The sequence below is a fragment of the Conexibacter sp. CPCC 205762 genome (assembly GCF_030646155.1).
In the GTDB taxonomy this organism is placed as follows: Bacteria; Actinomycetota; Thermoleophilia; order Solirubrobacterales; family Solirubrobacteraceae; genus Conexibacter.
Map to the genome: position 1 here is coordinate 1 of NZ_JAUTDN010000046.1, position 24,472 is coordinate 24,472.

The 24,472-nt window shown below is 74.4% G+C and carries 23 protein-coding genes; 12 read left to right on the plus strand and 11 right to left on the minus strand.

Going from position 1 to position 24,472, the window contains the following annotated elements:
* Positions 1-674, plus strand: a 674-nt coding sequence (locus tag Q7L73_RS24580) for a cation:proton antiporter (RefSeq protein WP_304715693.1), incomplete at its 5' end; no start/stop codon positions are given.
* Positions 675-705: 31 nt separating this feature from the next.
* On the opposite strand, the gene Q7L73_RS24585 is transcribed toward Q7L73_RS24580, so the two are convergent.
* The 5 genes from Q7L73_RS24585 to Q7L73_RS24605 are packed head-to-tail and all read right to left on the minus strand — an operon-like array spanning position 706 to position 3,708.
* Positions 706-1,695 (minus strand): HipA domain-containing protein, encoded by a 990-nt coding sequence (locus Q7L73_RS24585; protein ID WP_304692838.1) that lies wholly within the window; start codon positions 1,693-1,695, stop codon positions 706-708.
* Complete coding sequence (locus tag Q7L73_RS24590; RefSeq protein WP_304692840.1) at positions 1,629-1,880, minus strand: HipA N-terminal domain-containing protein; 252 nt, start codon at positions 1,878-1,880, stop codon at positions 1,629-1,631. Before Q7L73_RS24590 ends, Q7L73_RS24585 begins: the two co-directional genes overlap by 67 nt.
* Entirely contained in the window at positions 1,877-2,161 is a 285-nt protein-coding gene (locus Q7L73_RS24595) for a helix-turn-helix domain-containing protein (RefSeq protein ID WP_304692842.1), read from the minus strand. The genes Q7L73_RS24590 and Q7L73_RS24595 overlap by 4 nt, the downstream gene beginning before the upstream one ends.
* 6 nt (positions 2,162-2,167) lie before the next feature.
* Positions 2,168-2,950: a hypothetical protein gene (locus tag Q7L73_RS24600; protein WP_304692844.1), complete on the minus strand. Its 783-nt coding sequence runs from the start codon at positions 2,948-2,950 to the stop codon at positions 2,168-2,170.
* Complete coding sequence (locus Q7L73_RS24605; protein ID WP_304692846.1) at positions 2,947-3,708, minus strand: FadR/GntR family transcriptional regulator; 762 nt, start codon at positions 3,706-3,708, stop codon at positions 2,947-2,949. Before Q7L73_RS24605 ends, Q7L73_RS24600 begins: the two co-directional genes overlap by 4 nt.
* A gap of 93 nt (positions 3,709-3,801) precedes the next feature.
* On the opposite strand from Q7L73_RS24605, the gene Q7L73_RS24610 reads away from it, so the two are divergent.
* Genes Q7L73_RS24610 through Q7L73_RS24620 form a run of 3 tightly spaced genes read left to right on the plus strand, consistent with a single transcriptional unit; the run spans position 3,802 to position 7,850 of the window.
* Positions 3,802-5,340 (plus strand): APC family permease, encoded by a 1,539-nt coding sequence (locus Q7L73_RS24610; protein ID WP_304692848.1) that lies wholly within the window; start codon positions 3,802-3,804, stop codon positions 5,338-5,340.
* A gap of 28 nt (positions 5,341-5,368) precedes the next feature.
* On the plus strand, positions 5,369-7,069 hold the full coding sequence (locus Q7L73_RS24615) for a VWA domain-containing protein (protein WP_304692850.1): 1,701 nt from the start codon (positions 5,369-5,371) through the stop codon (positions 7,067-7,069).
* Positions 7,070-7,073: 4 nt separating this feature from the next.
* Positions 7,074-7,850 (plus strand): hypothetical protein, encoded by a 777-nt coding sequence (locus tag Q7L73_RS24620; protein WP_304692852.1) that lies wholly within the window; start codon positions 7,074-7,076, stop codon positions 7,848-7,850.
* On the opposite strand, the gene Q7L73_RS24625 is transcribed toward Q7L73_RS24620, so the two are convergent.
* The gene (locus Q7L73_RS24625; protein ID WP_304692854.1) at positions 7,847-8,449 is read right to left on the minus strand and encodes a response regulator transcription factor; all 603 of its coding nucleotides are present in this window, start codon (positions 8,447-8,449) and stop codon (positions 7,847-7,849) included. The two genes, Q7L73_RS24620 and Q7L73_RS24625, sit on opposite strands and share 4 nt — an antisense overlap.
* Before the next feature lie 43 nt (positions 8,450-8,492).
* Positions 8,493-9,683: a sensor histidine kinase gene (locus tag Q7L73_RS24630; protein WP_304692856.1), complete on the minus strand. Its 1,191-nt coding sequence runs from the start codon at positions 9,681-9,683 to the stop codon at positions 8,493-8,495.
* A 118-nt stretch (positions 9,684-9,801) separates the two neighbouring features.
* Between Q7L73_RS24630 and Q7L73_RS24635 the strand changes: the two genes are divergently transcribed.
* Both Q7L73_RS24635 and Q7L73_RS24640 read left to right on the plus strand, forming a co-directional pair.
* Positions 9,802-10,710 carry an ABC transporter ATP-binding protein gene (locus tag Q7L73_RS24635; RefSeq protein WP_304692857.1) on the plus strand — a complete coding sequence of 303 codons (909 nt, stop codon included), beginning with the start codon at positions 9,802-9,804 and terminating at the stop codon, positions 10,708-10,710.
* Positions 10,707-11,450, plus strand: coding sequence for an ABC transporter permease (locus Q7L73_RS24640; RefSeq protein WP_304692859.1), 744 nt, complete (start codon positions 10,707-10,709; stop codon positions 11,448-11,450). Before Q7L73_RS24635 ends, Q7L73_RS24640 begins: the two co-directional genes overlap by 4 nt.
* On the opposite strand, the gene Q7L73_RS24645 is transcribed toward Q7L73_RS24640, so the two are convergent.
* The gene (locus Q7L73_RS24645; RefSeq protein ID WP_304692861.1) at positions 11,447-12,307 is read right to left on the minus strand and encodes an alpha/beta fold hydrolase; all 861 of its coding nucleotides are present in this window, start codon (positions 12,305-12,307) and stop codon (positions 11,447-11,449) included. The genes Q7L73_RS24640 and Q7L73_RS24645 overlap by 4 nt on opposite strands.
* Positions 12,308-12,402: 95 nt before the next feature.
* Here Q7L73_RS24645 and Q7L73_RS24650 point away from each other — a divergent pair, with 95 nt between their 5' ends.
* The gene (locus Q7L73_RS24650) at positions 12,403-12,849 is read left to right on the plus strand and encodes a MarR family winged helix-turn-helix transcriptional regulator (RefSeq protein WP_304692863.1); all 447 of its coding nucleotides are present in this window, start codon (positions 12,403-12,405) and stop codon (positions 12,847-12,849) included.
* On the opposite strand, the gene Q7L73_RS24655 is transcribed toward Q7L73_RS24650, so the two are convergent.
* Complete coding sequence (locus tag Q7L73_RS24655; RefSeq protein ID WP_304692865.1) at positions 12,818-13,579, minus strand: SDR family NAD(P)-dependent oxidoreductase; 762 nt, start codon at positions 13,577-13,579, stop codon at positions 12,818-12,820. The two genes, Q7L73_RS24650 and Q7L73_RS24655, sit on opposite strands and share 32 nt — an antisense overlap.
* Positions 13,579-14,877 (minus strand): histidinol dehydrogenase, encoded by a 1,299-nt coding sequence (gene hisD, locus Q7L73_RS24660; protein ID WP_304692867.1) that lies wholly within the window; start codon positions 14,875-14,877, stop codon positions 13,579-13,581. Before hisD ends, Q7L73_RS24655 begins: the two co-directional genes overlap by 1 nt.
* 54 nt (positions 14,878-14,931) lie before the next feature.
* Here hisD and Q7L73_RS24665 point away from each other — a divergent pair, with 54 nt between their 5' ends.
* Entirely contained in the window at positions 14,932-16,002 is a 1,071-nt protein-coding gene (locus Q7L73_RS24665) for a LacI family DNA-binding transcriptional regulator (RefSeq protein WP_304692868.1), read from the plus strand.
* A 64-nt stretch (positions 16,003-16,066) separates the two neighbouring features.
* Here Q7L73_RS24665 and Q7L73_RS24670 read toward each other — a convergent pair whose 3' ends face one another.
* A complete protein-coding gene (locus Q7L73_RS24670) occupies positions 16,067-17,965 on the minus strand; it encodes a GAF domain-containing protein (protein WP_304692869.1) in 1,899 nt (632 codons plus the stop codon).
* Positions 17,966-18,111: 146 nt separating this feature from the next.
* On the opposite strand from Q7L73_RS24670, the gene Q7L73_RS24675 reads away from it, so the two are divergent.
* From Q7L73_RS24675 to Q7L73_RS24690, 4 genes are read left to right on the plus strand one after another with little or no spacing between them, the layout of a single operon-like run.
* Positions 18,112-20,169, plus strand: a complete 2,058-nt coding sequence (locus tag Q7L73_RS24675) for a hydantoinase/oxoprolinase family protein (RefSeq protein ID WP_304692871.1) — start codon at positions 18,112-18,114, stop codon at positions 20,167-20,169.
* A complete protein-coding gene (locus Q7L73_RS24680; protein ID WP_304692873.1) occupies positions 20,166-22,412 on the plus strand; it encodes a hydantoinase B/oxoprolinase family protein in 2,247 nt (748 codons plus the stop codon). The genes Q7L73_RS24675 and Q7L73_RS24680 overlap by 4 nt, the downstream gene beginning before the upstream one ends.
* Positions 22,412-23,674 carry a CaiB/BaiF CoA-transferase family protein gene (locus tag Q7L73_RS24685; protein WP_304692875.1) on the plus strand — a complete coding sequence of 421 codons (1,263 nt, stop codon included), beginning with the start codon at positions 22,412-22,414 and terminating at the stop codon, positions 23,672-23,674. Before Q7L73_RS24680 ends, Q7L73_RS24685 begins: the two co-directional genes overlap by 1 nt.
* 3 nt (positions 23,675-23,677) lie before the next feature.
* Positions 23,678-24,445: an enoyl-CoA hydratase/isomerase family protein gene (locus Q7L73_RS24690; RefSeq protein ID WP_304692877.1), complete on the plus strand. Its 768-nt coding sequence runs from the start codon at positions 23,678-23,680 to the stop codon at positions 24,443-24,445.
* Positions 24,446-24,472 lie beyond the last annotated feature (27 nt).

Genomic DNA, 24,472 nt, shown 5'->3' on the forward strand with positions numbered 1-24,472 from the left:
GGCGCGGCGGCGCGCGCGGTGGAGGCGGGCGCGGCCGGCGCGGCGGCGGCAGCGGCGCGCCCGGTGGAGGCGAGCGCGGCCGTCGCGGTCGCACCCGCACGCTGTCGGCCGAGCAGCTCGAGCGGCTGCGCACGCGCGTGCGGCGCGCGCTGGCCGACATCGACTACTTCCTCGCGATGCCGCTGGGCTGGCGCGACGGCACGGTCGTCGTGTGGGCCGGCATGCGCGGCGCGATCACGCTCGCGGCAGCTCAGACCTTGCCGGAGGACACGCCCGACCGCGAGCTGCTGATCCTGGTCGCGTTCCTCGTCGGCGCCGGCTCGCTGCTGCTGCAGGGCAGCACGCTGCCGCGGCTGGTGCGGGTGCTCGGCACCACCCGCGAGGACCGCGACGAGGCCGACGCCGCCGAGCGCGAGCGCCTGACGACGCTCCTGCGCGCCGCCGCCGAGGACGCCCTCCTCGCCCACCCGGTCGACCACGACGGCGAGCGCACCGCCGAGCAGGCGCTCGCCTGGAAGCGCCAGCGGCTGGCCGTGATAGACGCCCAGCGCGCCGCCCTGCTCGACGCCCGCGACGACGGCGCCTTCAGCGCCGCCGCTCTCAACAGCGCGCTCGCGACCCTCGACGCCGACCAGATCAGCCTCGAGCTGAAGGGCCGGCCGGCGGACGCCTGAGCGCCGCTGGACCCGGCGGCGCTCAGCGCCGCTAGGATGCCGCCGTCGCGCCGGCGGCGAGCAGCGTCTCGCAGCGCCGCGCGCGGTCGGCGACGAGGTCGAGCAGGCGCGCCGGCAGTGGGCTGGCGAGCGCGGTGACGGCCGGCTCGGCTGCGGCGTCGGCGAAGGCGTCGGGCGCGATCGCCGCCAGCTCGCGCACGCGCTCGATCAGCGTGTCGGCGTCGAGCCGCAGCTCACGGGCCGCTCTCGGCCAGAGGTTGCGGCGAGGGAAGACGGCGTAGTCGCCGCCGAGTTTCATCGCCAGCCGCAGCTTGCGCTCGTGGACGCCGTAGGGCAGCGCCGAGGCGATGTCGTAGGGCGGCGCCAGGCGCGCCTGCGAGCCGGACAGCAGCAGCGAGTAGTTCTTCGCGTGGGCGTCGGTGCCGGCGATCAGCCAGTTCCAGGCGAGCGCGTCGGCGAAGCGGGCGACCGCCGCGTCGGCGGCGGCCGGCGCCATCGCCGTTCGCAGCAGCTGCGCGATCTCACCCGCGCCCGGCCCGCCCTCGTTCTGGTACTTGCGCGACGGCTGCACGCCGAGCGCCTGGCAGAGGTCCTCCTGGTGGACGCGCCGTATCGCCTCGCCGGCCGCGAGGCGGTCGTAGCGGGCGACGACGACGGCGCTCTCGCCGTCGAACCGTTCGATCCGCGTGCGGGCGGCGAGCAGGCCGGCGCGGTGCGCGGCATCGAGGCAGAGGTGCTCGTTGAGGTCGTGGTCGTCGAGGCCGGCGACCGCGGGCTTGAGGATGTGCGTCGTCGGCAGCGCGCCGGCCGGGACACCCCAGCGTCCGTCGCGCAGCAGCAGGGCGGTCTTCGCCTGCGCGCCGGCGAGGCTGAACTGGCCGACGAAACCCGTGCCGAGCCACGCGCTCGTGTCGGCCCGCAGCTCGCGCAGCCGCGTGCCGGCCTCGGCCTCGGTCAGCCAGTCGACCGTGCCCGGCCGCTCAAGCAGCGACGCGACCCGCTCCGGCCGGGCGAAGCCCACAGCCACGCCTCCAGGGCGGTGCCGCCGTGGCGGCGGACCTCCGTCGGCAGCGAGAGCGACAGCGGCGTCGGCGCGAGGCGGCTCGCGTATTCGTCGTCGTAGGTGAAGCCGAGGCCGCCGTCGGAATCACGTTCGAGCGTGCCGGCGACCGCGTCGTCGAGCAGGACGGTGAGCTGGTCGCTCATCTGCGGTCGCGGAGGTCGTCGAGCAGGGCGTCGAGGTCGATCGCGTCGTCGTCGGCAGGGGGCGGCGCGGACTCGGCGGGGGAGAGCTGCAGGTGCAGGTCGAGCGCGTCGAGCAGGCGCAGGGTGAGGCCCAGCTCGGCGGTCTCCTTGCCGGCCTCGAAATCGATCACCCACTGGCGCGACACGCGGGCGCGCGCGGCGAGCTGAGCCTGGGTCAGGCCCAGCTCCGCGCGTCGGCGGCGAACCGCCAGCGAGAGCTGTCGCAGGGCGAGGACGCCCATGAGATGTCAGCGTACGGCGACATGGGCGCGCTCGATCGCCAGCGCCCAGGGGTAGCTGGGGTGGCGGGCGAAGGCGACCGGGCCGGACTCGCTCCACTCCGGCGTCTCGGCGGTGACGACGGGCGGGGAGCGGCGGTCGCGGATCAGGGCGCCGGCGACCCAGCCGGAGGTGTTGGAGGCGATCACGCGGCCGTCGGCGTTGACGAGCGCGCTCGGCTCGCCCAGCTCGCGCAGCCGGCGCAGCACGATCGGCTCGATCTCGCTCACGCGCAGGTCGGCGGCGGCGACGCCGAGGAAGCGGCCGTCGGCGGTCGTGATCGGCGTGCACGGCGTGACGAGGTGCTGGCGCGTCGCGCCGTGGTCGACGTGCGGGCCGACGATCGAGCGTGCGCCGGTGTCGCGCGGCTGGCTGAACCAGGCCGAGCGCTCGTAGTCGTAGAAGTCCTCGAACGCCGGGTCCAGCGGCAGCACGAGCGAGGTCGGCTCGCTGCCGGGGCTGCGGCGCCAGTACCACTCCAGCCAGCGGGGCGTGTCGGCCAGCGCGCCGGGCGCGAAGACGGCGCCGATGCCGGCGACCAGCGGCTGGTGCTCGCCGAGGTCGTGCAGCAGCAGCGCTCTCAGGCCGGCGGCGTCCTCGCGCGCGAGCCGCCTCGCTGCGCGCTGCGCCTCGGCGTCGAGCCGCAGAACGGCGTCGCGCAGCTCGTCGAGCGCGGCGAAGACCTCGTCGAACGGCGCGAAGATCGCGGCGAGCGCGCGCCGTGCGCGCTCGGGAAGACCGCGGTCGCTCATCTCGCCGCCACCTCCAAGTGCACCCGGATCAAGCGATCGACGATCGCGCTCACATGCTCCTCCGCCAGCTCCCGGGCGCGCTCGGCCTCGGCGGCCTCGACCGCGCCCAAGAGCGCACGATAACGGCTCAGCGCCGCCTCCCGGAAGGGCTCGTCGTGGGTCGACAGCAGCAGCAGGTCGGCGGCCTGGTGCTGCAGCTCCAGCTCGGCGCGCGCGAGCCGCGGCGAGTGCGCCGCGGAGGCCAGCTCGACGTGCAGGCGGCCGTCGGCGCGGCGCCAGGCGGCCGCCGCGGCCGGACCCGCCTCGGCGAGGTTGGCCAGCAGCTCGCGCAGCCGCGCCATGTCGTCCTCGCCCGCGCGCGCCGCGGCGAGCTTGGCGGCGGCGCCGCGGATCGCCGCGCAGTGGTCGCCGAGGTCGCGCAGCTCGTCGACGGCGAGGTCGCGCACGAGCAGCTCGACGCGCTCGGTGCGGGTGCTGCGCGGCCCGCGCACGAACGTGCCGGCGCCGCGCCCGCGCCTGGTCTCGACCAGCCCCTGGCTGCGCAGCGTCGCGAGCGCCTCGCGCAGGGTGATCGTCGAGACGGCGAACTGCGCCGCCAGCTCCGCCTCGCTCGGCAGCCGCGCGCCGCGCGGCAGATGGCCGAGGTTGATCGCGGCCTCCAGCCGGCGCGCGACGACCTGCGACCGCCCGCCCTGCGCCAGCGGCGAGAAGACGGCCTCGTAGGCGGTCGGGGAGAGCTCGTCGTCGGCGCGCCACATCGCGCGGCGATTCTATACGGACGAGCATCTTGACCTTTGAAATTAAAGGACATACGATCGCCGCCGGTTTCCACCAGGAGAGGGAGGAAAGTGGTGTCAGAGATCGCCGCTCGTCCGCACGACCGGTCGCCCGCGGGCGCCGGCCGCGACGACGAGGACGCGCGTCGCCTGGCGGACCTCGGGTACGAGAGCCGCTTCGAACGACGGATGGGGCTGTGGGAGAACTTCGCCCTCGGCTTCACGTACCTGTCGCCGGTCGTCGGCGTCTACTCGACCTTCGCGCTCGCCTTCGCGGCCGGCGGCCCGCCGATGATCTGGAGCATCCTGATCGCCGGCATCGGCCAGATGCTGGTCGCGCTCGTGTTCGCCGAGATCGTCGCGCAGTACCCGCTCGCCGGCGGCGTCTACCCATGGGCGCGGCGGCTCGTCGGGCGCGGCTGGGCGTGGATGACCGGCTGGCTCTACGGCTGGGCGCTGATCGCGACCGTCGCGAGCGTCTCGACCGGCGCCGTCGTCTTCGTCGGCGCGCTCTTCGGCTTCACGCCGACACGCTTCACGACCGTCCTGATCGCGGCCGGGCTGATGCTGTTCGCGATGCTCGTCAACCTCAGCGGCACGAAGGTGCTCGGCCGCGTCGCGATGGCCGGCTTCGTCGCCGAGCTGGTCGGCGCGCTGTTCGTCGGCGGCTACCTGCTGCTGTTCGAGCGCCACCACGACCTCGGCGTCTTCTTCGACGGCCTCGGCACGCAGGGCGACGGCACCTACCTCGGCGCCTTCCTCGCTGCCAGCCTGCTCGGCCTCTACCTCTTCTACGGGTTCGAGGCCTGCGGCGACGTCGCCGAGGAGGTGCCCGATCCCGGCCGCACGATCCCGAAGGCGATGCGCCGCACGATCTACATCGGCGGCGCCGCCGCGCTGCTCGTGACGGCCGCGCTGATCCTCGCCCAGCCGGACTTCGGCGCGATCCTCTCCGGCGAGCAGGCCGATCCCGTCGGCGCGGTGCTGAGCGACGTCTTCGGCTCGGTCGGCTCGAAGGTGATCACGGTGATCGTGCTGATCTCGTTCGTCTCCTGCATCCTCAGCCTGCAGGCGGCCGCGAGCCGGCTGATCTTCTCCTACGCGCGCGACAGAATGGTCTTCGGCTCGGGCGCGCTGTCGCGCTTCTCGCCGGAGCGTCACGTGCCGCCGGTCGCGCTGACCGTCGCCGCGCTGCTGCCGGCCGCGCTCGTCGCGATCGCGGAGCTGATCTCCGACTCGGCGCTGCTGCGCGTGATCTCGTTCGCCTCGGCCGGCATCTACGTCGCGTTCCAGATGGTCGTGCTGGCGGCGCTGATCGCCCGCAGCCGCGGCTGGATCCCCTCGGGCCGCTTCACGCTCGGCCGCTGGGGCGTGCCGGTCAACGTCGCGGCGCTGATCTACGGCGTCGCCGGCGCGCTCAACCTCGCCTGGCCGCGCGGCGGCGACGAGGTCGCCTGGTCGGACAAGTGGATCGTCGTGCTGGGGCTGGCCGCGGTGCTCGCCGTCGGCACGCTCTACGCGCTGATCGCACGGCCGCACCTGCGCAGCGACAGCCCCTGGGGCGACGCCGCCGGCTCCTCGCGCGCGGCCGCGCCAAGCGATACCGCCGGCTGAAGCCGGCGCGGCCCGTACCATGCGGGCCATGAAGAAGAGCCAGCTGTTCATCGTCGTCGCGGCGATCGCCGCCGTCGCCGTCATGGCGCTCGTCGCCAGCGGCGGCGGTGGCGGCGGCGGCGACAGCTCCACGACGGCGGACCGCGACGGGACGCCGGCCGCGCCGGCCGGGGCGGTCGTCGTCGACATCGCCTACTCGCCGGAGAAGGCGCAGCTGCTGGAGGCGGCGATCGACGACTACAACCGCACCGACCCGCGCGTGAACGGCAGAGCGGTCTTCGTGCGGGGCAGATCGGTCAGCTCCGGCGACGCGCAGGTCGACATCGCCGCCGGCAGACTGAGACCGACCGTCTGGTCGCCGGCGTCGTCGATGTGGGGACGGCTGCTCACCTTCGAGAGCGACAGAGGCTACGTGCCGGAGGAGAGCCCCTCGATCGTGCGCACGCCGCTCGTGATCGCGATGTGGGAGCCGATGGCGCGCGCGCTCGGCTGGCCGAGAAGAGCGATCGGCTTCGCCGACGTGCTGAGACTGGCGCAGGCCGACAGAGGCTGGGAGCAGTTCGGCCACCCGGAGTTCGGCGACTTCAAGCTCGTCCACACGAACCCCGACTACAGCACCTCGGGGCTCTCCGGCGTCGTCGCCGAGTACTACGCCGCGACGGGCAAGAAGGAGGGGCTGACCGAGGCCGACGTCGACAGATCGCGCAGCTCGGTCAGAGCGATCGAGAGCGCGATCGTCCACTACGGCGACACGACCCTCTTCATCGCCGACCAGCTCAGAAGATCCGGCCCCGGCTACGCCTCGGCGGTCTTCATGGAGGAGGCGACGCTGGTCGACTTCAACCAGAGACGCGGCTCGGGCGACAAGCTCGTCGCGATCTACCCGTCCGAGGGCACGTTCTACTCCGACAGCCCCTACATCGTCCTAAACGCGCCGTGGGTCAGCGCCGACCAGCGCGCGGCCGCGGAGCAGTTCGCGACCTGGCTCGACGGGAACCTCACGCCGGAGCTGGCCGGCAGATACGGCTTCCGTCCGGGCGCGCTGGAGCAGAGACCGGCCGGCTCGCTGACCGCCGCCAACGGCGTCGACACGGCCCAGCCCAGACGCGTCCTCGGCGTCCCGGAGCCGCGCGTGCTGGCGAAGCTGAAGGACACCTGGCGCGCCGATCGCAAGCCCGCCAACGTGCTGCTGGTGCTCGACACCTCCGGCTCGATGAACGACGAGAAGCGGCTGGAGAACGCCAAGCGCGGCCTGCAGGCGTTCCTCAGAGAAGCGGCGCCGCAGGACCGCATCGGCCTCACCGCCTTCAACGAGGAGACCCGCGACCTCGTCCCGATCGCGCCGATGAGCGGCAACCGCGCGAAGCTGCGCCAGACCGTCGACGGGCTCGTCTCCGACGGCGGCACCGCCGCCTACGACGCCGTCGACCACGCCGTCGACACGGTGCGCGGGATGGCCGACCGCGACCACATCAACGCCGTCGTCGTGCTGACCGACGGCGAGGACACCGACAGCGGCATCAGCGCCCGCTCGCTGGTCGACAAGCTCGCCGCCCAGGGCGACTCGACCAGCCACGTGCGCGTCTTCACGATCGCCTACGGCAACTCGGTCGCGGGCGGCGCGAAGGAGCAGATGGCGGCGATCGCGGAGGCCTCGGGCGGGCTCGCCTATGAGGGCTCGACCGACGACATCGACCAGGTCTACCGCTCGATCTCGAGCTTCTTCTGAGCCGATGTCCTCGCCACCGCCCGACCGTCGTCAGGAGTACCTCGGCGCGCTGCTGCTGAACGCGGCGGCGAAGCCGTTCAACGTCGCGGTGCTGCTGCTGGTCGCGCTGGCGGGGATCCTCGTCGGCGCGCCGATCGCGCTGGCGGTCGGCCTCGCCGCGGTCTTCTACGCCGTCAGCACCGCGCGCACTCTGCTCGACGAGCAGGAGCAGGACAAGGTGCTCGCGCGCCTCAGAGGCGACCGCGGCAGACTGGCGGCGGCCAGACGCGCGCAGGTCAGAACCGAGCAGCTCGCGCCGCCGATCCGCCGCTACCTCGACCAGGCGATCGCCACGCAGCGCCGCATCGCCGACGCGATCGACCGCGCGCAGCTGCCGTACGAGGCGCTCGCGGGCGAGGTCGACGCCTTCGTCGTGATGATGGACGCCTCGGCCAAGCGCGCGCAGATGCTCTACGACGGGCTGGAGGAGAACCCGCCGCGGGCGATCGAGCAGCGGCTCGCGCAGCTCGGCGGCGCGCCCGACAAGGCCGCGCTGGTCGAGTCGCTGCAGCACCAGCTGCACGTGATGCGGACGATGGAGCGGCAGCTGCAGCGCCAGTACGACGTGATGGAGCGGGTCGTCGTCGAGCTGGACACCGTCCGCGGCTCGCTGCTGAGCGTCTCCGCCTCCGACGACAACGCCAACCAGGAGATCCTCGCCGGCGAGGTCAGGCAGCTGCGCGACAGAATGCGGGCCGTCGCCGACGGCATGGACGAGGCCGCCCGCCTCTACGAGAGCTAGATCCAGCCCTCCTCCCAGGCGATGCGGGCAGCGTCGGCGCGGGTCGGCGCGCCGAGCTTGGCCATCGCGCTGGAGGTGTAGTTGCGGACGGTGCCGGGGGCGAGGTGGGCGGCCGCGGCGATCGCGGAGGCGCTGAGGCCCTCGCGCACGAGCCGCAGCAGCTCCAGCTCGCGCTCGGTCAGCGGGCAGGCGTCCTCGGTCAGCGCGGTCGCGGCGATCTCCGGGTCGACGTAGCGGCCGCCGCCGTGGACGTCGCGCAGGATCCGCGCGAGCCGGTCGGCCGGGGTCGTCTTCGGCACGAACGCGCGCACGCCGTTGGCGAGCGCGCGCCGCAGCACGCCGGGGCGCGCGTGACGGGTCAGCAGCACGATCGGCACCTGCCGCGCCAGCAGGATCCGGCGCGCCGCCTCGACGCCGTCGAAGACCGGCATCTCGAGGTCGAGCACGACCAGGTCGGGCTGGGACGCGGCCGCCAGCGCGACCGCGCGCTCGCCGTCGCCGGCCTGCGCGACGACCTCCAGGTCGTGCTCGAGCCCGAGCAGCGCCGCCAGCGCCTCGCGGATCAGGTCCTCGTCGTCGGCGAGCAGGATCCGGATCACGCCGGCGCGCTCCCGGGGGAGAGGCGCGGCTCGCGGCGGCGGGTCACGCGGGCGCGCTCCCGGGCTGGGCCGGCGCCCGCCCCGTCAGCGAGAAGCCGCGCGGCTCGCGCGGGCGCGCGTCGAGACGGCCGCCGGCGGCCGCGAAGCGCTCGCGCAGGCCGTCGAGGCCGGCGCCGCGGCCGGCGCGGCCGGCGGTGCCGAGGGCCGCCGCGACGCCGTCGTCGTCCATCCGCACGACCAGCTCGCCGGCCTCGCGCACGATCGCGATCTGGCAGCGCTCGGCGTGCGAGTGGCGCAGCAGGTTGGTCGTGCCCTCGCGCACGAGCGAGCCGAACAGCGGCTCCAGCTCCGCCGGCACCGGCGCCGGCTCGCCCTCGATCGACGCCTCGACGCCGGCCGCGCGCAGGATCGCGACCGCGTTGGACAGCTCCTTCTCCAGCCTCACCTCGCGGTAGCCGTGGGCGATCGCGCGCGTCTCGGCGAGCGCCTCCAGCGCCAGCTGCTGAACCTCGGCGGCATGTCTGCGAGCGCCGTCGTCGTCGCTGCCGACGAGCCGCCGCGCCAGCTCGGCCTTCAGCGCGATCGTCTGCAGCTGGTGGCCCTGCACGTCGTGCAGGTCGGCGGCGAAGCGCAGCCGCTCGCGCAGCACCGCCACCTCGGCCTCGACTCTGCGGGCGTTGTCGACCTGCAGCGTCACGTCCCAGATCCACACCTGCGTCACCGTCAGGCCGCCGACGAAGGCGACGACGAACATGCTCGCGGCGATCAGCGCCAGCGGCGCCTCGGTCGTCCAGCCGGCCAGCGCCGCCAGCGCGCCGACGACGCCGGTCACGACCGTCGCGCCGGCCAGCAGCAGCCAGCGGGTGCGCCGCTCCGCTCCGAGCGAGACGCCCGTCACGAGCACCGCGAACGGCAGCGCCCAGCTCGGCTGCAACTGCTCGGAGGTGCAGCCGATCGCGGCGAACAGGACGATCGCCAGCACCGCCGCGGCGATCGTGCGCGGCGGCGCCCAGGCGCGCGGCTCCATCCCGTCGGTGCCGACGAGCAGCAGCCGCGTCGCCTCCGCGCAGACGAACAGCAGCGCCGCCAGCGCCGGCACCACGACCGCCCACGGCAGCCCGCGCTGGGAGAGGTCGACCGCCGGCGCGAGCAGCGCGGTCAGCGCGACCAGCACCAGCGACCAGCGCGTGTAGGTGCGGACGCCGGCGATCCGGTCGGTGCGCGAAGCGGCCATCTGACGCCCAATCTAGCCCCTGTCGTGCGCGTGTGACAGGAACCGGTGACAGCTGTCACATCGGTTGGTGACAGCCGGCCACTACCGGCGCCGGCCGCGGCCGAGGAGCATCGTGACCATGACCGAACTCGCCATCGAAGTGCACGATCTGCGCGTCGCCTACGGGGACCATGTCGCCGTCGACGGCGCCGACCTGACCGTCGCCCGCGGCGAGCTGGTCGCCCTGCTGGGCACCAACGGCGCGGGCAAGACGACGATGCTGGAGACGATCGAGGGCCACCGCCGCGCCGACGCCGGCAGCGTCCGCGTGCTCGGGCTCGACCCCGGCCGCGAGCGGCTGAGGCTGCTCGGCCGCGTCGGCGTGATGCTGCAGGAGAGCGGCTTCTCCGGCGAGCTGACGACGTGGGAGACGGCCGACCTGTGGCGCTCGCTGCGCAGACGCGGCGGCGACGCCGACGCGGTGCTGGAGCGGCTGGAGCTGGCGCACCGGCGCGACGTGCCGGTCAAGCAGCTCTCCGGCGGCGAGCGGCGCCGGCTCGACCTCGCGATCGCGATCCTCGGCGAGCCCGAGGTGCTGTTCCTCGACGAGCCGACGACGGGCCTGGACCCGCAGTCGCGCCGCCGCACCTGGGAGGTCGTCGGCGGGCTGGTCGAGAACGGCACCGCGGTGCTGCTGACGACCCACTACCTGGAGGAGGCGGAGGCGCTCGCCAGCCGCATCGCGATCCTCGACAGAGGCCGGATCGCCCGCCGCGGCACGATGGCCGAGCTGGTCGCCGGGATCGCCGCGACGATCGTCTTCCAGCTGCCGGCCGGCGCGCCCGCGCTGCCGCCGCTGACGGCGCAGGTCACGACCGGCCACGGCGACGACGTCGTCGCCGAGACGACCGAGCCGCAGCAGGACCTGCGCACGCTGCTCGACTGGGCCGACGCGCACAGGCTGCGGCTGGCGCGCCTGCGGGTCCGCGACGGCTCGCTGGAGGACGTCTTCGAACGCGTCGCGCACGAGCAGGAGGTCGCAGCATGACGGGACTGGACGCGATGACCGTGAGCGGGACGCTGGCGCTCGCCCGCAGCGAGCTGCGGCTGCTGTGGCGCAACCGCCTCGTCGCCGCGACCGCGCTGCTGCTGCCGCCGCTGATGGCGCTCGGGCTGTCGCGCTCCAGCGACTCGTTCGGCGACGGCGGCTGGGGCGCCGTCGTCGGGCTGCAGATCCTGACGATGCTGATGTTCGCCGTCTACGCCGCCGCCACGACCGCGGTCGCCGCCCGCCGCGGCGAGCTGGTGCTGAAGCGGCTGCGCACGAGCGAGCTGCCCGAGTGGGCGGTGCTCGGTGGGATGCTGGCGCCGCTGGTCGGGCTGGCGGTCGTGCAGGCGCTGCTGTCGGCGGCGATGGTCGTCGCCTTCGGCGCGCCGATGCCGCAGCGGCCGGAGCTGCTGCTGCTCGCCGTGCTCGGCGGGGCGCTGATGTGCTGCGCCGCCGCGCTGCTGACGACGCGCATCACCGCCTCCGCCGAGCAGGCGCAGGTGACGACGATGCCGCTCTTCTTCATCGCGCTCGCCGGCGCGATCTGGACGATCTCGGTCCCCTCCGACGAGGTCACGCCGCTGATGCTCGCGGTCCCCGGCAGCGCGATCGCCGAGCTGGCGCGGATCGCCTGGAACGGCGGCGGCGACCCGCTTCCGGCGATCGCGATGATCGTCGTCTGGACCGCCGTCGCGGGCGAGCTGGCGAAGCGGCTGTTCCGCTGGGAGCCGCGCGCCTAGGTCGCGGCCCAGAAGGAGAGCAGCTCCGCGGCGAGCCGCTCGGGCGCCTCCATCGCGACATAGTGGCCGACGCCGTCGAGCGTCACGGCGCGCACGCCGGCGGCGACCTGGCCCAGCGCGGCGGCGGTGAAGCCGCCGGAGCAGCCGCCGACCGCCAGCGCCGGCAGCGCGAGCCGGCGCTGCGCGGCGAGCGCGCGGAACTCCTCGCCCTCGCTCAGCAGCGAGCGGTAGAGGCCGGCGGCGCCGCGGAAGCCGCCCTCGCGCGCGTAGCCGCGCGCCAGCTCGTCCAGGTCGGCCGCGTCGAAGGCGCCGGCGGTCGCCGTCAGCGACGGGATCGCGTAGTCGGCGAGGAAGGCGCGCTCGCGGCCGGCCAGCAGCAGCTCTGGGATCCCCGGTGCGGCCAGCACGCCGATGTGCCAGGCGCCGCCGTGGGTGACGTCGGCGAGCTGTTCGAGGCCGAAGCCCGGCAGGCCGCTCTCGATCAGCGTCAGGCTGCTGAGCAGCTCGGGACGGCTGGTGGCGAGGCGGTAGGCGGTCGGGCCGCTGACGTCCTGGGCGGTCAGGTGGACCGGGCCGAGCTTCAAGTGCTCGATCAGGGCGGCGAGGTCGGCGGCGGCGGTCGCGCTGTCGTGGTCGGGCGCGGCGAACGCGGAGTCGCCGAAGCCGCGCAGGTCGACGGCGACGACGCGGTGGCGCGCGGCCAGCAGCGGCAGCAGCTTGTGGAAGACCCACCAGCTCTCGGGGAAGCCGTGGACGAGCAGCACCGGCGGGCCGCTGGTGCCGGCGCTGACGTAGTGCAGCTCGGTGCCGTTGACGGCGGCGCGGTGGTGGGCGAAGGCGGCGGTCTCGGTGCGCATCGCGGGGCTCCTCGGACGGTTCGACAACCAGGTTGTCGAACACGATAGCGGGTTTCGGCAACCCGGTTGTCGAAACGCGTGTACGATCCCGTCGCATGAGCGAGCGACGTGGAGCCGACCTCGCGCTGCTGCTGCTCGGCGGCTTCGAGGCGATGGTCGAGGAGGTCGTCGCCGAGCTGGAGCGGCGCGGCCACCCGGGCGTGCGCGCCGCGCACGAGTTCGCGCTGCGCGCGATCGACGACGGCGCCGACAGCGCCGCCGAGCTGGGGCGGCGGCTGGAGGTCTCCAAGCAGGCGGCCGCGAAGACGATCGCGGCGCTGGAGCAGCTCGGCTACGTCGCGCGCGAGGACGACCCCGCCGACGCGCGCCGCAAGCGGCTGCGCGTGACCGACCGCGGCCATGAGATGACGGCGATCGGTCAGGCGCTGTTCGACGAGGTGCGCGAGCGCTGGGCGCGGCAGATCGGCCGCGCCGAGCTGGACGAGCTGCAGGCGCAGCTCGGCCGGCTGCTCACCACGCCGTCCAGCCGCCGTCGACCTTGAGCACGTCGCCGGTCGTGCTGCCGGCGGCGTCGCAGGCGAGGTAGCGGACCGCGTGCGCGACCTCCTCGACGGTCGCGAAGCGGCGCGTCGGCAGGCGCCGTTCGAGCACCTCCTCGCGGAACTGCGGATCCTCCAGCCACGCTCTCGTCATCGGCGTCTCGACGAACGTCGGCGCGACCGCGTTGACGCGCACGCCGTCAGGCGCCCACTCGACCGCGAGCGCCTTCGTCAGCCCCTCGACCGCGTGCTTGCTCGCGCAGTACGGCGCGCGGCCGGGGTAGCCGACGCTGCCCATCTGCGACGAGACCGTGACGATGCTGCCCGGCACGCCGCGCCGCAGCAGCGAGTCGCCGACGGCGCGGCAGGTGAGGAAGGTCGCGCGCACGTTGACGTCGAACAGCGCGTCCCACGCGGTCGTCGGGTAGTCGCGCGCCGGGCCGGGCGTGTTCGTGCCGGCGGCGGTGACGGCGATCCGCAGATCGCCGAGGTGCTCGGCGCGGCGCACGGCGGCGTTGACCTGCGCCTCCTCGGTGACGTCGGCGGGGTGGGCGTGCGCGACGCCACCGGCCGCGCGGACCTCGTCCACGAGCGTGTCGAGCTGGTCGCCGGAGCGGGCGACGCACAGCAGCTCGGCGCCGGCGGCCGCGAGGCCGAGCGCGATCCCGCGCCCGAGCCCGCGGCCGGCTCCGGTCACCAGCGCCAGCCGGCCCTCCAGCGACCAGGCGTCCATCAGCGACGCAGCCGATCGAGCCGCATCGTCGCGGTCACGCCGTGGCCGAGCATCTGCTCCGCCTCGCAGATCGCCTCGATCGTCGGCGCGATCGCGCGCGTGCCGTCCTCCGTCAGCTGCTGCCAGGTGACGGTCTTGAGGAACTTGCCGACCCACAGGCCGCCGGTGTAGCGGGCGGCGCGCGAGGTGGGGAGGACGTGGTTGGTGCCGACGCCCTTGTCGCCGTAGGCGACGGTCGCCTCCTCGCCGAGGAACAGCGAGCCGTAGTTGCGCAGGCGCGCGCGGTAGTCGTCGAGCTTGTCGGGGTCGACCTGGATCTCGAGGTGCTCGTTGGCGTTCTCGTTCGCGAGCGCGATCGCCTCGTCGTCATCGGCGGCGATCGCGATCCAACCCAGCTCGCGCCACGCCTGGCCGGCGATCTCGGCCGTCGGCCAGGTCTTCAGCAGGTCCTCGATCTGGTCGGCGATCGCCTGCGCGACCTCCTCGCCGATCGCGATCGCGCCGGCGACCGAGGTCGGGCCGTGCTCGGCCTGGCCGAGCAGGTCGGCGGCGACGATGCGCGGGTCGGCGGTCGCGTCGGCGACGACGAGCACCTCGGTCGGGCCGGCGAGCAGGTCGATCCCGACGTGGCCGAACAGCTGGCGCTTGGCCTCGGCGACGTAGGCGTTGCCGGCGCCGACGAGCATGTCGACGGCGGGGATCGACGGGTCGGCGGTGCCGAAGGCGAGCGCGGCGAGCGCCTGCACGCCGCCGAGCGCGACGATCGCGTCGGCGCCGGAGGTGTGCATCGCGTACAGCATCGCCGGGTGGATGCCGCCGCTTCTCTGCGGCGGCGCGGTCGCGACGACGTTGTCGACGCCGGCCGCCTTCGCGACGATGATCGTCATGAAGGAGGAGGCGAGCATCGGGTAGCGGCCGCCGGGCACGTAGGCGCCGACCGACTCGATCGGGATGTGGCGCTGGCCGAGCACGATGCCGGGCAGCGGCTCGATCTGCATGTCGCTGAGCGTCGCCCGCTGCGCCTCGGCGAACGTGCGCACCTGTCTCTGCGCGATCGCGATGTGGCGCTTGAGGTCGTCGTCGAGCGCGTCGGCGGCAGCCGCGATGTCGGCCTCGCCGACGACGAAGCTGTCCGGATCCCAGCCGTCCAGCTCGCGCGACCAGCGGCGGACGGCGTCGGCGCCGCCGGCCTCGAGGTCGGCAAGCATCTCCTCGACGCGGCGGCTGACCTCCAACGGCGCGCGGGTCGAGCGCGGGCCGGGCGTCTTCAGGTGACGAAGCTCTGAGGAAATCGACATTGGCCGAGCATACATACGTATGCACACGGCGTCTAGCGTAGGCTTCCGCATCCGATGCGGCCCGCCACCAGCCATGACGTCGCGAGGCTCGCGGGCGTCTCGCAGCCGACCGTCTCGCGTGCGCTGCGCGACGATCCGCGCGTCAGCCGCGACACGATCGCGCGCGTGCGGGCCGCCGCCGCGTCGCTCGGCTACGTGCCCAGCAGCCGCGGGCGGAGCCTCTCGACGCGCGCGACCGGGCAGGTCGCGGTCGTCGTCGGCGAGCTCGACAACCCCTTCTACATGGAGGCGCTGGAGCATCTGTACGGTCGTCTCGAAGCCGACGGCCTGCGGCTCGTCGCGCTGACCGACCCGCCCGAGCGCTCCTCGCTGACGGTCGAGCGGCTGCTCGACGGCGCCGTCGACGGCGCGATCGTGATGACGACGCTGCTCGGCTCCGACCTGCCCGGCCAGCTCGCCGCGCGCGGGCTGCCGACGGTGCTGCTCAACCGCGCGATCGACGACGAGCTGGTCGACACGGTCGAGTGCGACAACCGCCAGGGCGCCGGGCTCGCGGCCGCGGAGCTGCTGGCGCTCGGCCACCGCGAGATCGCGGCGATCTTCGGCCCCGCGACGACCTCGACCGGCCGCGACCGCGAGGCCGCCTTCCGCGAGGTGCTCGCGGCCGGCGGCGTGCCGCTGGCGGAGGCGCGGATACGGCGCGGCCCGTTCACGCACGAGTTCGGCCGTCAGGCGCTCGGCGAGCTGCTCGCGGGCGCGCCCGCCGACGCCCGCCGCGGGGACGGCGCCGCGCGCGCGGCTGGCGCGGGCTCGGCGGCGGCCCGCCCGACGGCCGTCTTCTGCGCCAACGACGTGCTCGCGATCGGCGCGCTCAACGGCGCCAAGGGCGCGGGCGTCGCGGTGCCCGAGCAGCTCACCGTCGTCGGCTTCGACGACATCGGCATGGCCGCCTGGGAGCTGTACGACCTCTCGACCGTGCGCCAGCCGCTGGCCGAGATGGCGGCGACGGCGGTGCGGCTGCTGAGCGAGCGGATCGCCGACCCGTCGCTGTCGCCGCGGCGGCAGCGGCTGCCGGCCGAGCTGGTGCGACGCGGCTCGCATCGCGCCGCGCCAGCCGCTCGTTGAGGCCGGCGCGCGGCCGCGCGGCGGCACGCCGCCGGAACGCCGCCGCGCGGAGTGCGATGGAGCGCTACTTGCGCAGCTCGCTCGCGGCGCGCGTCGCGAGGCGGCCGCCGATCGCGTGCAGGCGCAGCGCGAGGTGCAGTTCGAGCATCCGCTCCGCCTGCGCCCAGCCGGGCAGCAGCGCGGTGACTCTGTCGAGCCGCTGGCGCAGCGTGTTGGAGTGGACGTGCAGCGCGTCGGCGGTCGCCGAGGTGCTGTGGCCGCAGTCGAAGTAGGTCAGCAGCGTCTGCGTCAGCGTCGTCGAGCGGCGCGCGTCCCAGGCGATCAGCGGGCCGATCTGCGCCTCGACGAACTGCTGCGCGTCACCGCGCCCGCGCTCGCTCAGCAGCAGCGTGTACGGCGCCAGCGCCGCCTCCGGCTCCAGCGCCCCCGCGCGGCCGAGCCCGAGCAGCAGCTCGACGCTCTGCCGCGCGCGCAGGTGGGCCGAGGGCAGCTCCGTGAGGTCGTCCGCGAGCGCGTGCGAGATCGTCACGTCCGTTCCCGCCGCGGATGCGCCTGTGGGGGCGGCGGCGCTGAGGGCGCCGTGGAGGCGGCGGGCGGCGCCGGAGCCGTGCTCGGCGGCGACGATCGCGACCGGCATGCCATCGAACAGGCCGGCGAGGCCGGCGAGGCCGTCGCCGAGCAGCGCGGCGCGCGCGGCCTGGGCGGTCTGCGCGTCGGGCTGGCGCTCGAGCCGGGCGGCGACGACGCAGAGCGGCCCCTCCAGCGGCAGGCCGTGGCGGCGGGCCTCGCGCACGAGCGTCGCGCGGTCGCCCTGCGGGTGCTTCAGCAGGCTGCCGATCAGGTCCCCGAGCGCGCGCTGCTCGGCGACCGCGACCCGCTCGCGCACGAGCAGCATCAGCGCGACCATCACCGCCGCCCGCTCGAGCGTGCGCACCTGCGGCTGCGTCAGCTCCGCCGCGCGCCACAGCACCAGCCCGCCCGGCGCCCCCGACGGCGCCCCCGCCGCCGCCACCCACGCGGCCGGCCGCTCGCAGCGCACCGACCGCCCCAGCTGCGCCGACCGCTCCAGCGCGATCCGCAGCGCCGGATCGAGCGCAGCCGCGCCGCGATCTGCGTCATCCACGCCGCGACGTGCGTCATCCGCGCCGGGATCTGTGTCAGCCGCGCCACCTTCGCCGCCGGAATCGCCCAGCGCGGTGAGCGTGCCGTCGACCACCGCGACGCGGCCGTCGAGGTGGCGGGCGACGACGTCGGCGAAGGCGTCGAGGTCGCCGCCCGAGGCGAGCAGCGAGGTCAGCTGCTCGTGCACGTCCGCCGCCGCCTGGATCTCGCGCGTGCGCTCCTGCAGCCGCGCGTTCGCGTCGCGCTCGCGCGCCAGCGCCTCTCTCGCCTCCTGGAACAGGCGCGCGTTCTCCATCGCCGCCGAGGCATGGGCGCCGAGCGAGTCGAGCAGCGCGATCTGGCTGGCGCCGTAGTCGCGCTGGTAGCGGTCGGCGACGAACAGCACGCCGATCACGTCGTCGTCGGCCAGCAGCGGCACGCCCAGCAGCGACTCGATCTGCTCCGCCAGCACGCCGTGGTCGATCCCGCCGCTGTGACGGAAGCGCTCATCGGTCGCGTAGCCGCTGGACCAGTGCGGGATCTTCTCGGCCGCGACCAGCCCGCAGATGCCGACTGCGAGCGGCACGCGGATGCGCGCGAAGGCCGGCGAGACAGAGCCCTCGGTCGCGCGGATGTAGAAGTCGCGCCGCTGCGGGTCGTAGACCGACAGGTAGCCGACGTCGGCCGACAGCAGCTGTCGCGCGCGGCGGACGATCGCCTGCAGCACGCGGTCGACGTCGCGCAGCGCGGTCAGGTCGCGCGCGGTCTCGTGCAGCGCCAGCAGCTCGCTCTCGCGCTGCTGATGTCGTTCGAGCTGCGCCCGCAGCTCGGGAAGACTCGATGCGGGCAGGTCATCGATCAAGGAGCAGAGTGTTGCAGAGGATTCCACACATAAGGCGTCATCTGATGTGCATCTCCACATTGCCGCCCGTCGGTGCGGCGTCGTAGCGTGGAGTTCGGTCCTGATCGGTCGCGAGGCCGGCAGGTGACTGGAGCCGGAGGAGAGAGATGCGAATCGAAGTTGGCGTGGACGTCGGCGGCACGTTCACCGATGCGGTCGTTGCGGCCGGCGGCGAGCTGATCCGCGCGAAGGCGTACTCGACGAGAGACGTGACGGGCGGGATCCTCGACGTGCTCTCGCGCGCCCGTCAGCAGTTGGAGCTGGACGAGCCGTCGTTCTTCGGCGCGATCGACAAGTTCGTGCTCGGGAACACGATCGTCACGAACGTGATCGACGAGCTGCGCTTCCCGCGCGTCGGCCTGCTGACGACGGCCGGCTTCAAGGACACCCTGCGGATCGCCCGCTCGGCCCGCGGCCCCTCGCGCGACGCGCACGCGAACGTGCCGCCGCCGGAGATCGTCGGCCGCGAGCGGATCGCCGAGATCGCCGAGCGCGTCGACGTCGACGGCACCGTCCTCGCGGCCGTCGACGAGCCAGCCGCCCGCAGCGCGATCCAGCGCCTGCTCGACCAGGGCGTCGACGCGATCGCCGTCTGCTTCCTGTGGTCGTTCAAGAACGCCGCCAACGAGCAGGCGGTCGGCGCGCTCGTGCGCGAGCTGGCGCCGGAGCTGCCGCTGACGCTCAGCAGCGAGCTGGCGCCGGTCTACCGCGAGTACGAGCGGATGGTGACGACCGCGCTCGACGCCGCCTGCAAGCCCCGCGTCGCCAGCCACTTCGAGGAGCTCGACGCCGCCCTGCGCGAGCGCGGGCTGCGCAGCGGCCTGAAGCTGATGCAGGTCGACGGCGGCTTCCTGTCGGCTGCCGAGGCCGGCAAGACGCCGATCAAGATGTTCAACTCGGGGCCGGTCGGCGGCGTCGAGGGCGCCCGCCGGCTCGGCGCGGCACTGAGACTCGACCGGATCGTCACCGGCGACATGGGCGGCACCAGCTTCGACGCGGCGATCGTCACCGACGGCGCCTACCGCGTCCTGCCGCGCGCCGAGATGGGCCAGTTCCCGACCGCGCTGACCGCCGTCGACATCAGCTCGATCGGCGCCGGCGGCGGCTCGATCGCCTGGATCGACGCGCGCGGCCTGCTGCGCGTCGGCCCCAAGAGCGCCGGCTCGGTGCCCGGCCCGGCCTGCTACGGCCGCGGCGGCGAGGAGCCGACCGTCACCGACGCGACCGTCGCGATGGGGCTGATCGACCCCGGCTACTTCCTCGGCGGCACGATCGCGCTCGACCGCGGCAAGGCGCTGGAGGCGCTGCGGCGCGTCGCCGACCCGCTCGGCTTCGGCGTCGACGAGGCGGCCGGCGGCGTCTACCGCCTGACGACGGTCCAGATGGCGAACGCGATCCGCGCGCTGACGGTCAACCGCGGCCACGACCCGCGCGAGTTCACGATGGTCTCCTTCGGCGGCGCCTGCGGCCTGTTCGCGGCCGAGATCGCGCGCGAGTGCGACGTCGCCCGCGTCGTCGTGCCGGCGGCGGCGTCGGTCTTCTCGGCGTTCGGCCTGCTGCACGCCGACTCGATCTTCACCGCCGTCCAGACGACGCCGTGGAGCTTCGCGCAGAACGCCGACGAGCTGGAGCGGGCGTACGCGGGCCTCGAGACGCGCGTGCAGGAATGGTTCGCCGCCGACGCGATCGCGGCCGGCGCGCGCGAGGTCGTGCGCGAGGCCGACATGAAGTTCGCCGGCCAGGTCTTCGAGGTCACCACGACGCTGCCGCAGGACGCCTTCACCGACGCGCTCAAGGACGACGTGCGGGCCCGCTTCATCGCCGACTACGAGAAGGAGTTCGGCGCCGGCACCGCCTGGACCGAGGCCGAGATCGTCGTCACCAACACGCGCGTGAAGGGGATCGGCCGCTTCGGCTCCGACGCCGACCTGCCGCTGCGGCTGACGGTCGACAGCGGCGACGGCCAGCGCCGTCGCGAGATCGTCGAGCCGATGACCGGCCTGCGCCGCGAGGTCGACGTCCACCGCGGCCTGGCGCCGGGCGAGCGCCGCGACGGCCCCTGCGTGGTCGAGGAGCCCGACACCAACATCTACGTCCCCGACGGCGCGACGGTGCAGCGCGACGCGCACGCCAACTACGTCATCGACATCCCGGAGCGAGCATGAGCACCACCGACCTGACGGCGCCCTCCTCCGCCGCCGAGCGCGCCCACGACCCCGTCACGCTGGAGGTCGTCCGCATGCGCCTCGACGCGATCGTCGACGAGATGGCGATCGCGATGATGCGCTCCTCCGGCTCGCCGGTGATCACCGAGTCGGGCGACTTCAACACCGCCCTGTTCGACGCGCAGGGGCGGATCTACGCCTACTCCAACTACGTCCAGTTCCACATCGGCTCGGCGAAGGTCGCGCTGCAGGGCCTGCTCGACGTCGTCCCCGTCGAGCAGATGGCGCCTGGCGACGCCTTCATCTCCAACGACTCGCACACCGCCGGCTCGACGCACCCGCCGGACGTGTCGGTGATCACGCCGATCTTCCACGGCGAGACGGTCGTCGGCTTCGCGCAGTCGCAGGCGCACCTGCTCGACGTCGGCGGGATGAACCCGGGCGGCTTCGCGCCCGGCGCCGTCGACTGCTTCGCCGAGGCGCTGCGGATGCCGCCGGGCGTGAAGATCCACGACCGCGGCGAGGTGGTCGAGTCGGTGCGGCGGATGATCGTCAACAACATCCGCCTGCCGATCCCGTTCTGGAACGACGTGCGCAGCCTCGTCGCCGCCAACAACACCGGCGCGCGCCGGCTGCAGGCGACGATCGAGGAGTTCGGCGCGGAGGCGTTCGGCCGCTACGCCGAGCTGGCGATCGAGGCCGCCCGCGAGGTCGTCGCCGAGCGCGTGCGAGCGCTGCCCGACGGCGTCTACGAGGCGACCGAGTGGCAGGAGGGCGACGGCAAGAGCGACGAGCTGCGGCCGATCCGCTGCCGCATGACCGTCGACGGCGACAGCATGGAGCTCGACTTCTCCGCCTCCAGCGAGCAGACCGACGGCTTCGTCAACTGCTCCTACGGCGCGCTCGTCGGCTCGGTCGCGACCGCGATCAACCCGGTGCTGGCGTGGGACCTGCCGTTCAACGAGGGCGTGCTGGGGCCGCTGAGCGTCGTCGCCGCCGAGCGCAGCATCGTCAACCCGGCGGTGCCGGCGCCGGCCTCCAACGGCCATCTGACCGTCGGCGCGCGCGTCACGCGGCTGGTCACGCTGCTGCTCAACCGCGTCGTCGAGCGCTCCGCCGACGCGGCCCTGCGCGACCGCGCGCAGGGCATCTGGGCCGACTCGTGGACCGGCGGCATCTCGGCCGGCACGCGCTCGGACACGGGCGAGTACTTCGTCCTCTTCAACATGGACGGCGGCCTGATGGGCGCCGGCGCGCAGCCGGGCCGCGACGGGCTCGACGGCTCGGGCATGGTGACGCAGATCAGCAACATGGTCCCGGACGTCGAGATGAACGAGCTGATGTACCCGGTGCTCTACCTGTGGAAGCGGGTCGACCCGGCGACGGGCGGGCCGGGCGCCCAGCGCGGCGGTCTCGGCGTCGACTTCGCCTGGACGCTGTGGAACTGCCCGGAGGTCCTGCACACCGTCTTCCTGCCGTGCGCGCAGGTGCCGGCCGGCGGCTACGGCGGCGGCTTCCCGGGCGGCGGCGGCGAGCAGGCGATCCTGCGCGGCGTCGACGTCCACGCCGCGGTCGCGGCCGGCGAGGCCGCCGACCCCGAGCGGCTGCGGCCCGACGCGGTCGAGCTGTGCGAGATCGTCGCGCAGGGCCTGAGGATCCAGGCCGGCGACGTCTTCCGCCAGCGGATCGCGGGCGGCGGCGGCTACGGCGATCCGCTGCTGCGCGACCCGGCGGCGGTCGCCGCCGACGTGCGCGACGGCTACGTCTCGGCCGAGGCGGCGCGGGCGGCGTACGGCGTCGTGCTGGCTGGCGGCGACGGCGCTGGCGGCGGCGGCGCGGGCGCTGGCGCGAGCGCCGGTGACGGTGCCGGCTCTGTCGCGGTCGACGCCGAGGCGACCGCCGCGCTGCGGCGCGAGGCGCGCGCGGCGCGGCTGGGCAGAGCGCCGGCGGAGCTCGTCGCCGCCGGCTACGAGGCGCTCGCGCCGGTCGCCGACGCGGAGGCCGGCGGCCTCGGCGTGCGCCGCAGCGGCGGCGGCTGGGCCTGCCGCCTCTGCGAGCAGCCGCTCGGCGACGGCGCCGAGTGGCGCGACGGGACGCTGACGCGGACGGCCGGCGCCTCCGCGGCGCTCGCCGCGCTCGGCATCCGCGTGCGGCCGCGCGAGCAGGTCGAGCTGACCGAGCACCTCTGCCCCTCCTGCGGCAGCTCGCTCGACGTCGCGGTGACCGTCGCGGAGGCGGTCTGATGCCCGTCGGCGCCGAGCAGTGGCGCGCGGCGCTCGACGCGCTCGACGGCCCGCCGCGGCGGCAGGGGCCGTTGCGCGGCGTCGTCGTGCTCGACGTCACGCGCGTGGTCGCGGGCCCGTTCTGCGCGATGCTGCTGGGCGACATGGGGGCGACCGTGATCAAGGTCGAGAACCCCGCCGAGCCCGACTACGCGCGCGACTTCCCGCCCTTCGTCGGCGCCGGCGAGGAGCGCTTCAGCGGCTTCTTCGCGCAGTACAACCGCAACAAGCTCGGGATCACGCTCGACCTCAAGTCCGAGCAGGGGAGAGCGCTGCTGCGCGAGCTGGCGGCGCGCAGCGACGTGCTGGTCGAGAACTTCCGCGCCGGCACGATGGAGCGGCTCGGCGTCGGCTGGAGCCAGCTGCGCGAGGTCAACCCGGCGCTCGTCTACACGGCGATCTCCGGCTTCGGCCAGTACGGGCCCTCCTCGCGCAAGCCGGCCTACGACAACAGCGGCCAGGCGACCGGCGGGCTGTGGTCGATGAACGGCTACCCGGACCGCGAGCCGGCCCGCGTCGGCACGATCATCGGCGACCTGTCGGCCTCGCTCTACGCCGCCTTCGGCACCGTCGCCGCGCTGCGCGAGGCGGAGCGGACGGGCGTCGGCCAGCAGGTCGACGTCTCGCAGCAGGACGCCGTCCTGTCGCTGACCGAGAACGCCGTCGCCAGCTACACCGTCGACGGCAGGATCCCGGCGCCGCTCGGCAACGACCATCCGTTCGTGCGGCCGTACGGCCTCTTCCCCTGCGCCGACGGCCACGTCTTCTTCGGCGGCTACACGCAGAAGCTGTGGCGCGAGAGCTGCGAGCTGTTCGGCGCCCCGGAGCTGCTGGCGGACCCGGAGCTGGAGACGATGGAGCAGCGCTTTGACGACGGCGTCTACGAGCGCCGCGTCAAGCCGATCGTCGAGAACTGGTTCGCCGGCCGCACGAAGGCCGAGCTGGAGCAGATCGCCGGCGACCGGATCCCGCTGAGCGCGGTGAAGGACATCGGCGAGGTCGTCGCCGACCCGCAGGTGGCGGCGCGCGAGATGGTCGTCGACGTCGACTACCCGGGCGGCGCGGTCGGCATCTTCGGGCTGCCGGTGAAGCTGAGCGAGACGCCCGGCGACCCGCGCGCCCGCGCGCCGCTGCCGGGCGAGCACAACGACGCGGTCTGGGGCGCGGCGCTCGGCCTCGGCGCCGAGCGGGTCGCGGCGCTGCGCGCGGACGGGGTGATCTGAGCGATGTCGATCGCCTACTCCGCGGCCGGCGGGATCGCCGAGATCCGCTTCGACCGGCCCGAGAAGCTGAACGCGCTGACGCTCGCGATGTACGAGCAGCTGGGGGAGGCGTGGGAGCGCGCCCGCGCCGACGACGACGTGCGCGTCGTGCTGCTGACCGGCGCCGGCGAGCGCGCCTTCTGCGTCGGCGCCGACCTGACCGAGTCGATCCCCGCGCTCGCCTCCGACCGCTTCGACATCTCCGCGTGGGATCCGGCGCACCTGAAGGGCGAGCCGCTGCACAAGCCGGTGGTGGCGGCCGTCAACGGCCTCTGCCTCGGCGGCGGCTTCGAGCTGCTGCTCGCGACCGACGTCCGCTTCGCCTCGACCAGCGCGTCGTTCGCCTTCCCCGAGGCGGCGATCGGCTTCGTCCCGGCCGGCGGCACGCTCGTGCGGCTGGCGCGGCAGATCGGCTACGCGCCGGCGATGGAACTGCTGCTCACGGCCGAGCGGTTCGACCCCGACCACCTGCTGCGCGTCGGCGTGCTCAACCACGTCGTCGCGCCGCACGAGCTGCTGCCGCGGGCGCGGGCCTGCGCCGAGCGGATCGCCTCGCTGAGCCCGCAGGCGGTCCAGACGATCAAGCGCAGCGTGCTCGAACTGGGCGACCTGCCGTTGCGCGAGGCGTTCGCGCGCGAGGCCGTGCTCGGCCAGCAGACCTTCACCAGCGCCGACGCGAGAGAGGGGCTGCGCGCGTTCGCCGAGCGCCGCCCTCCCCGCTTCGCGCCCTGAACTCAGACAGACCCGACGGGAGAGACG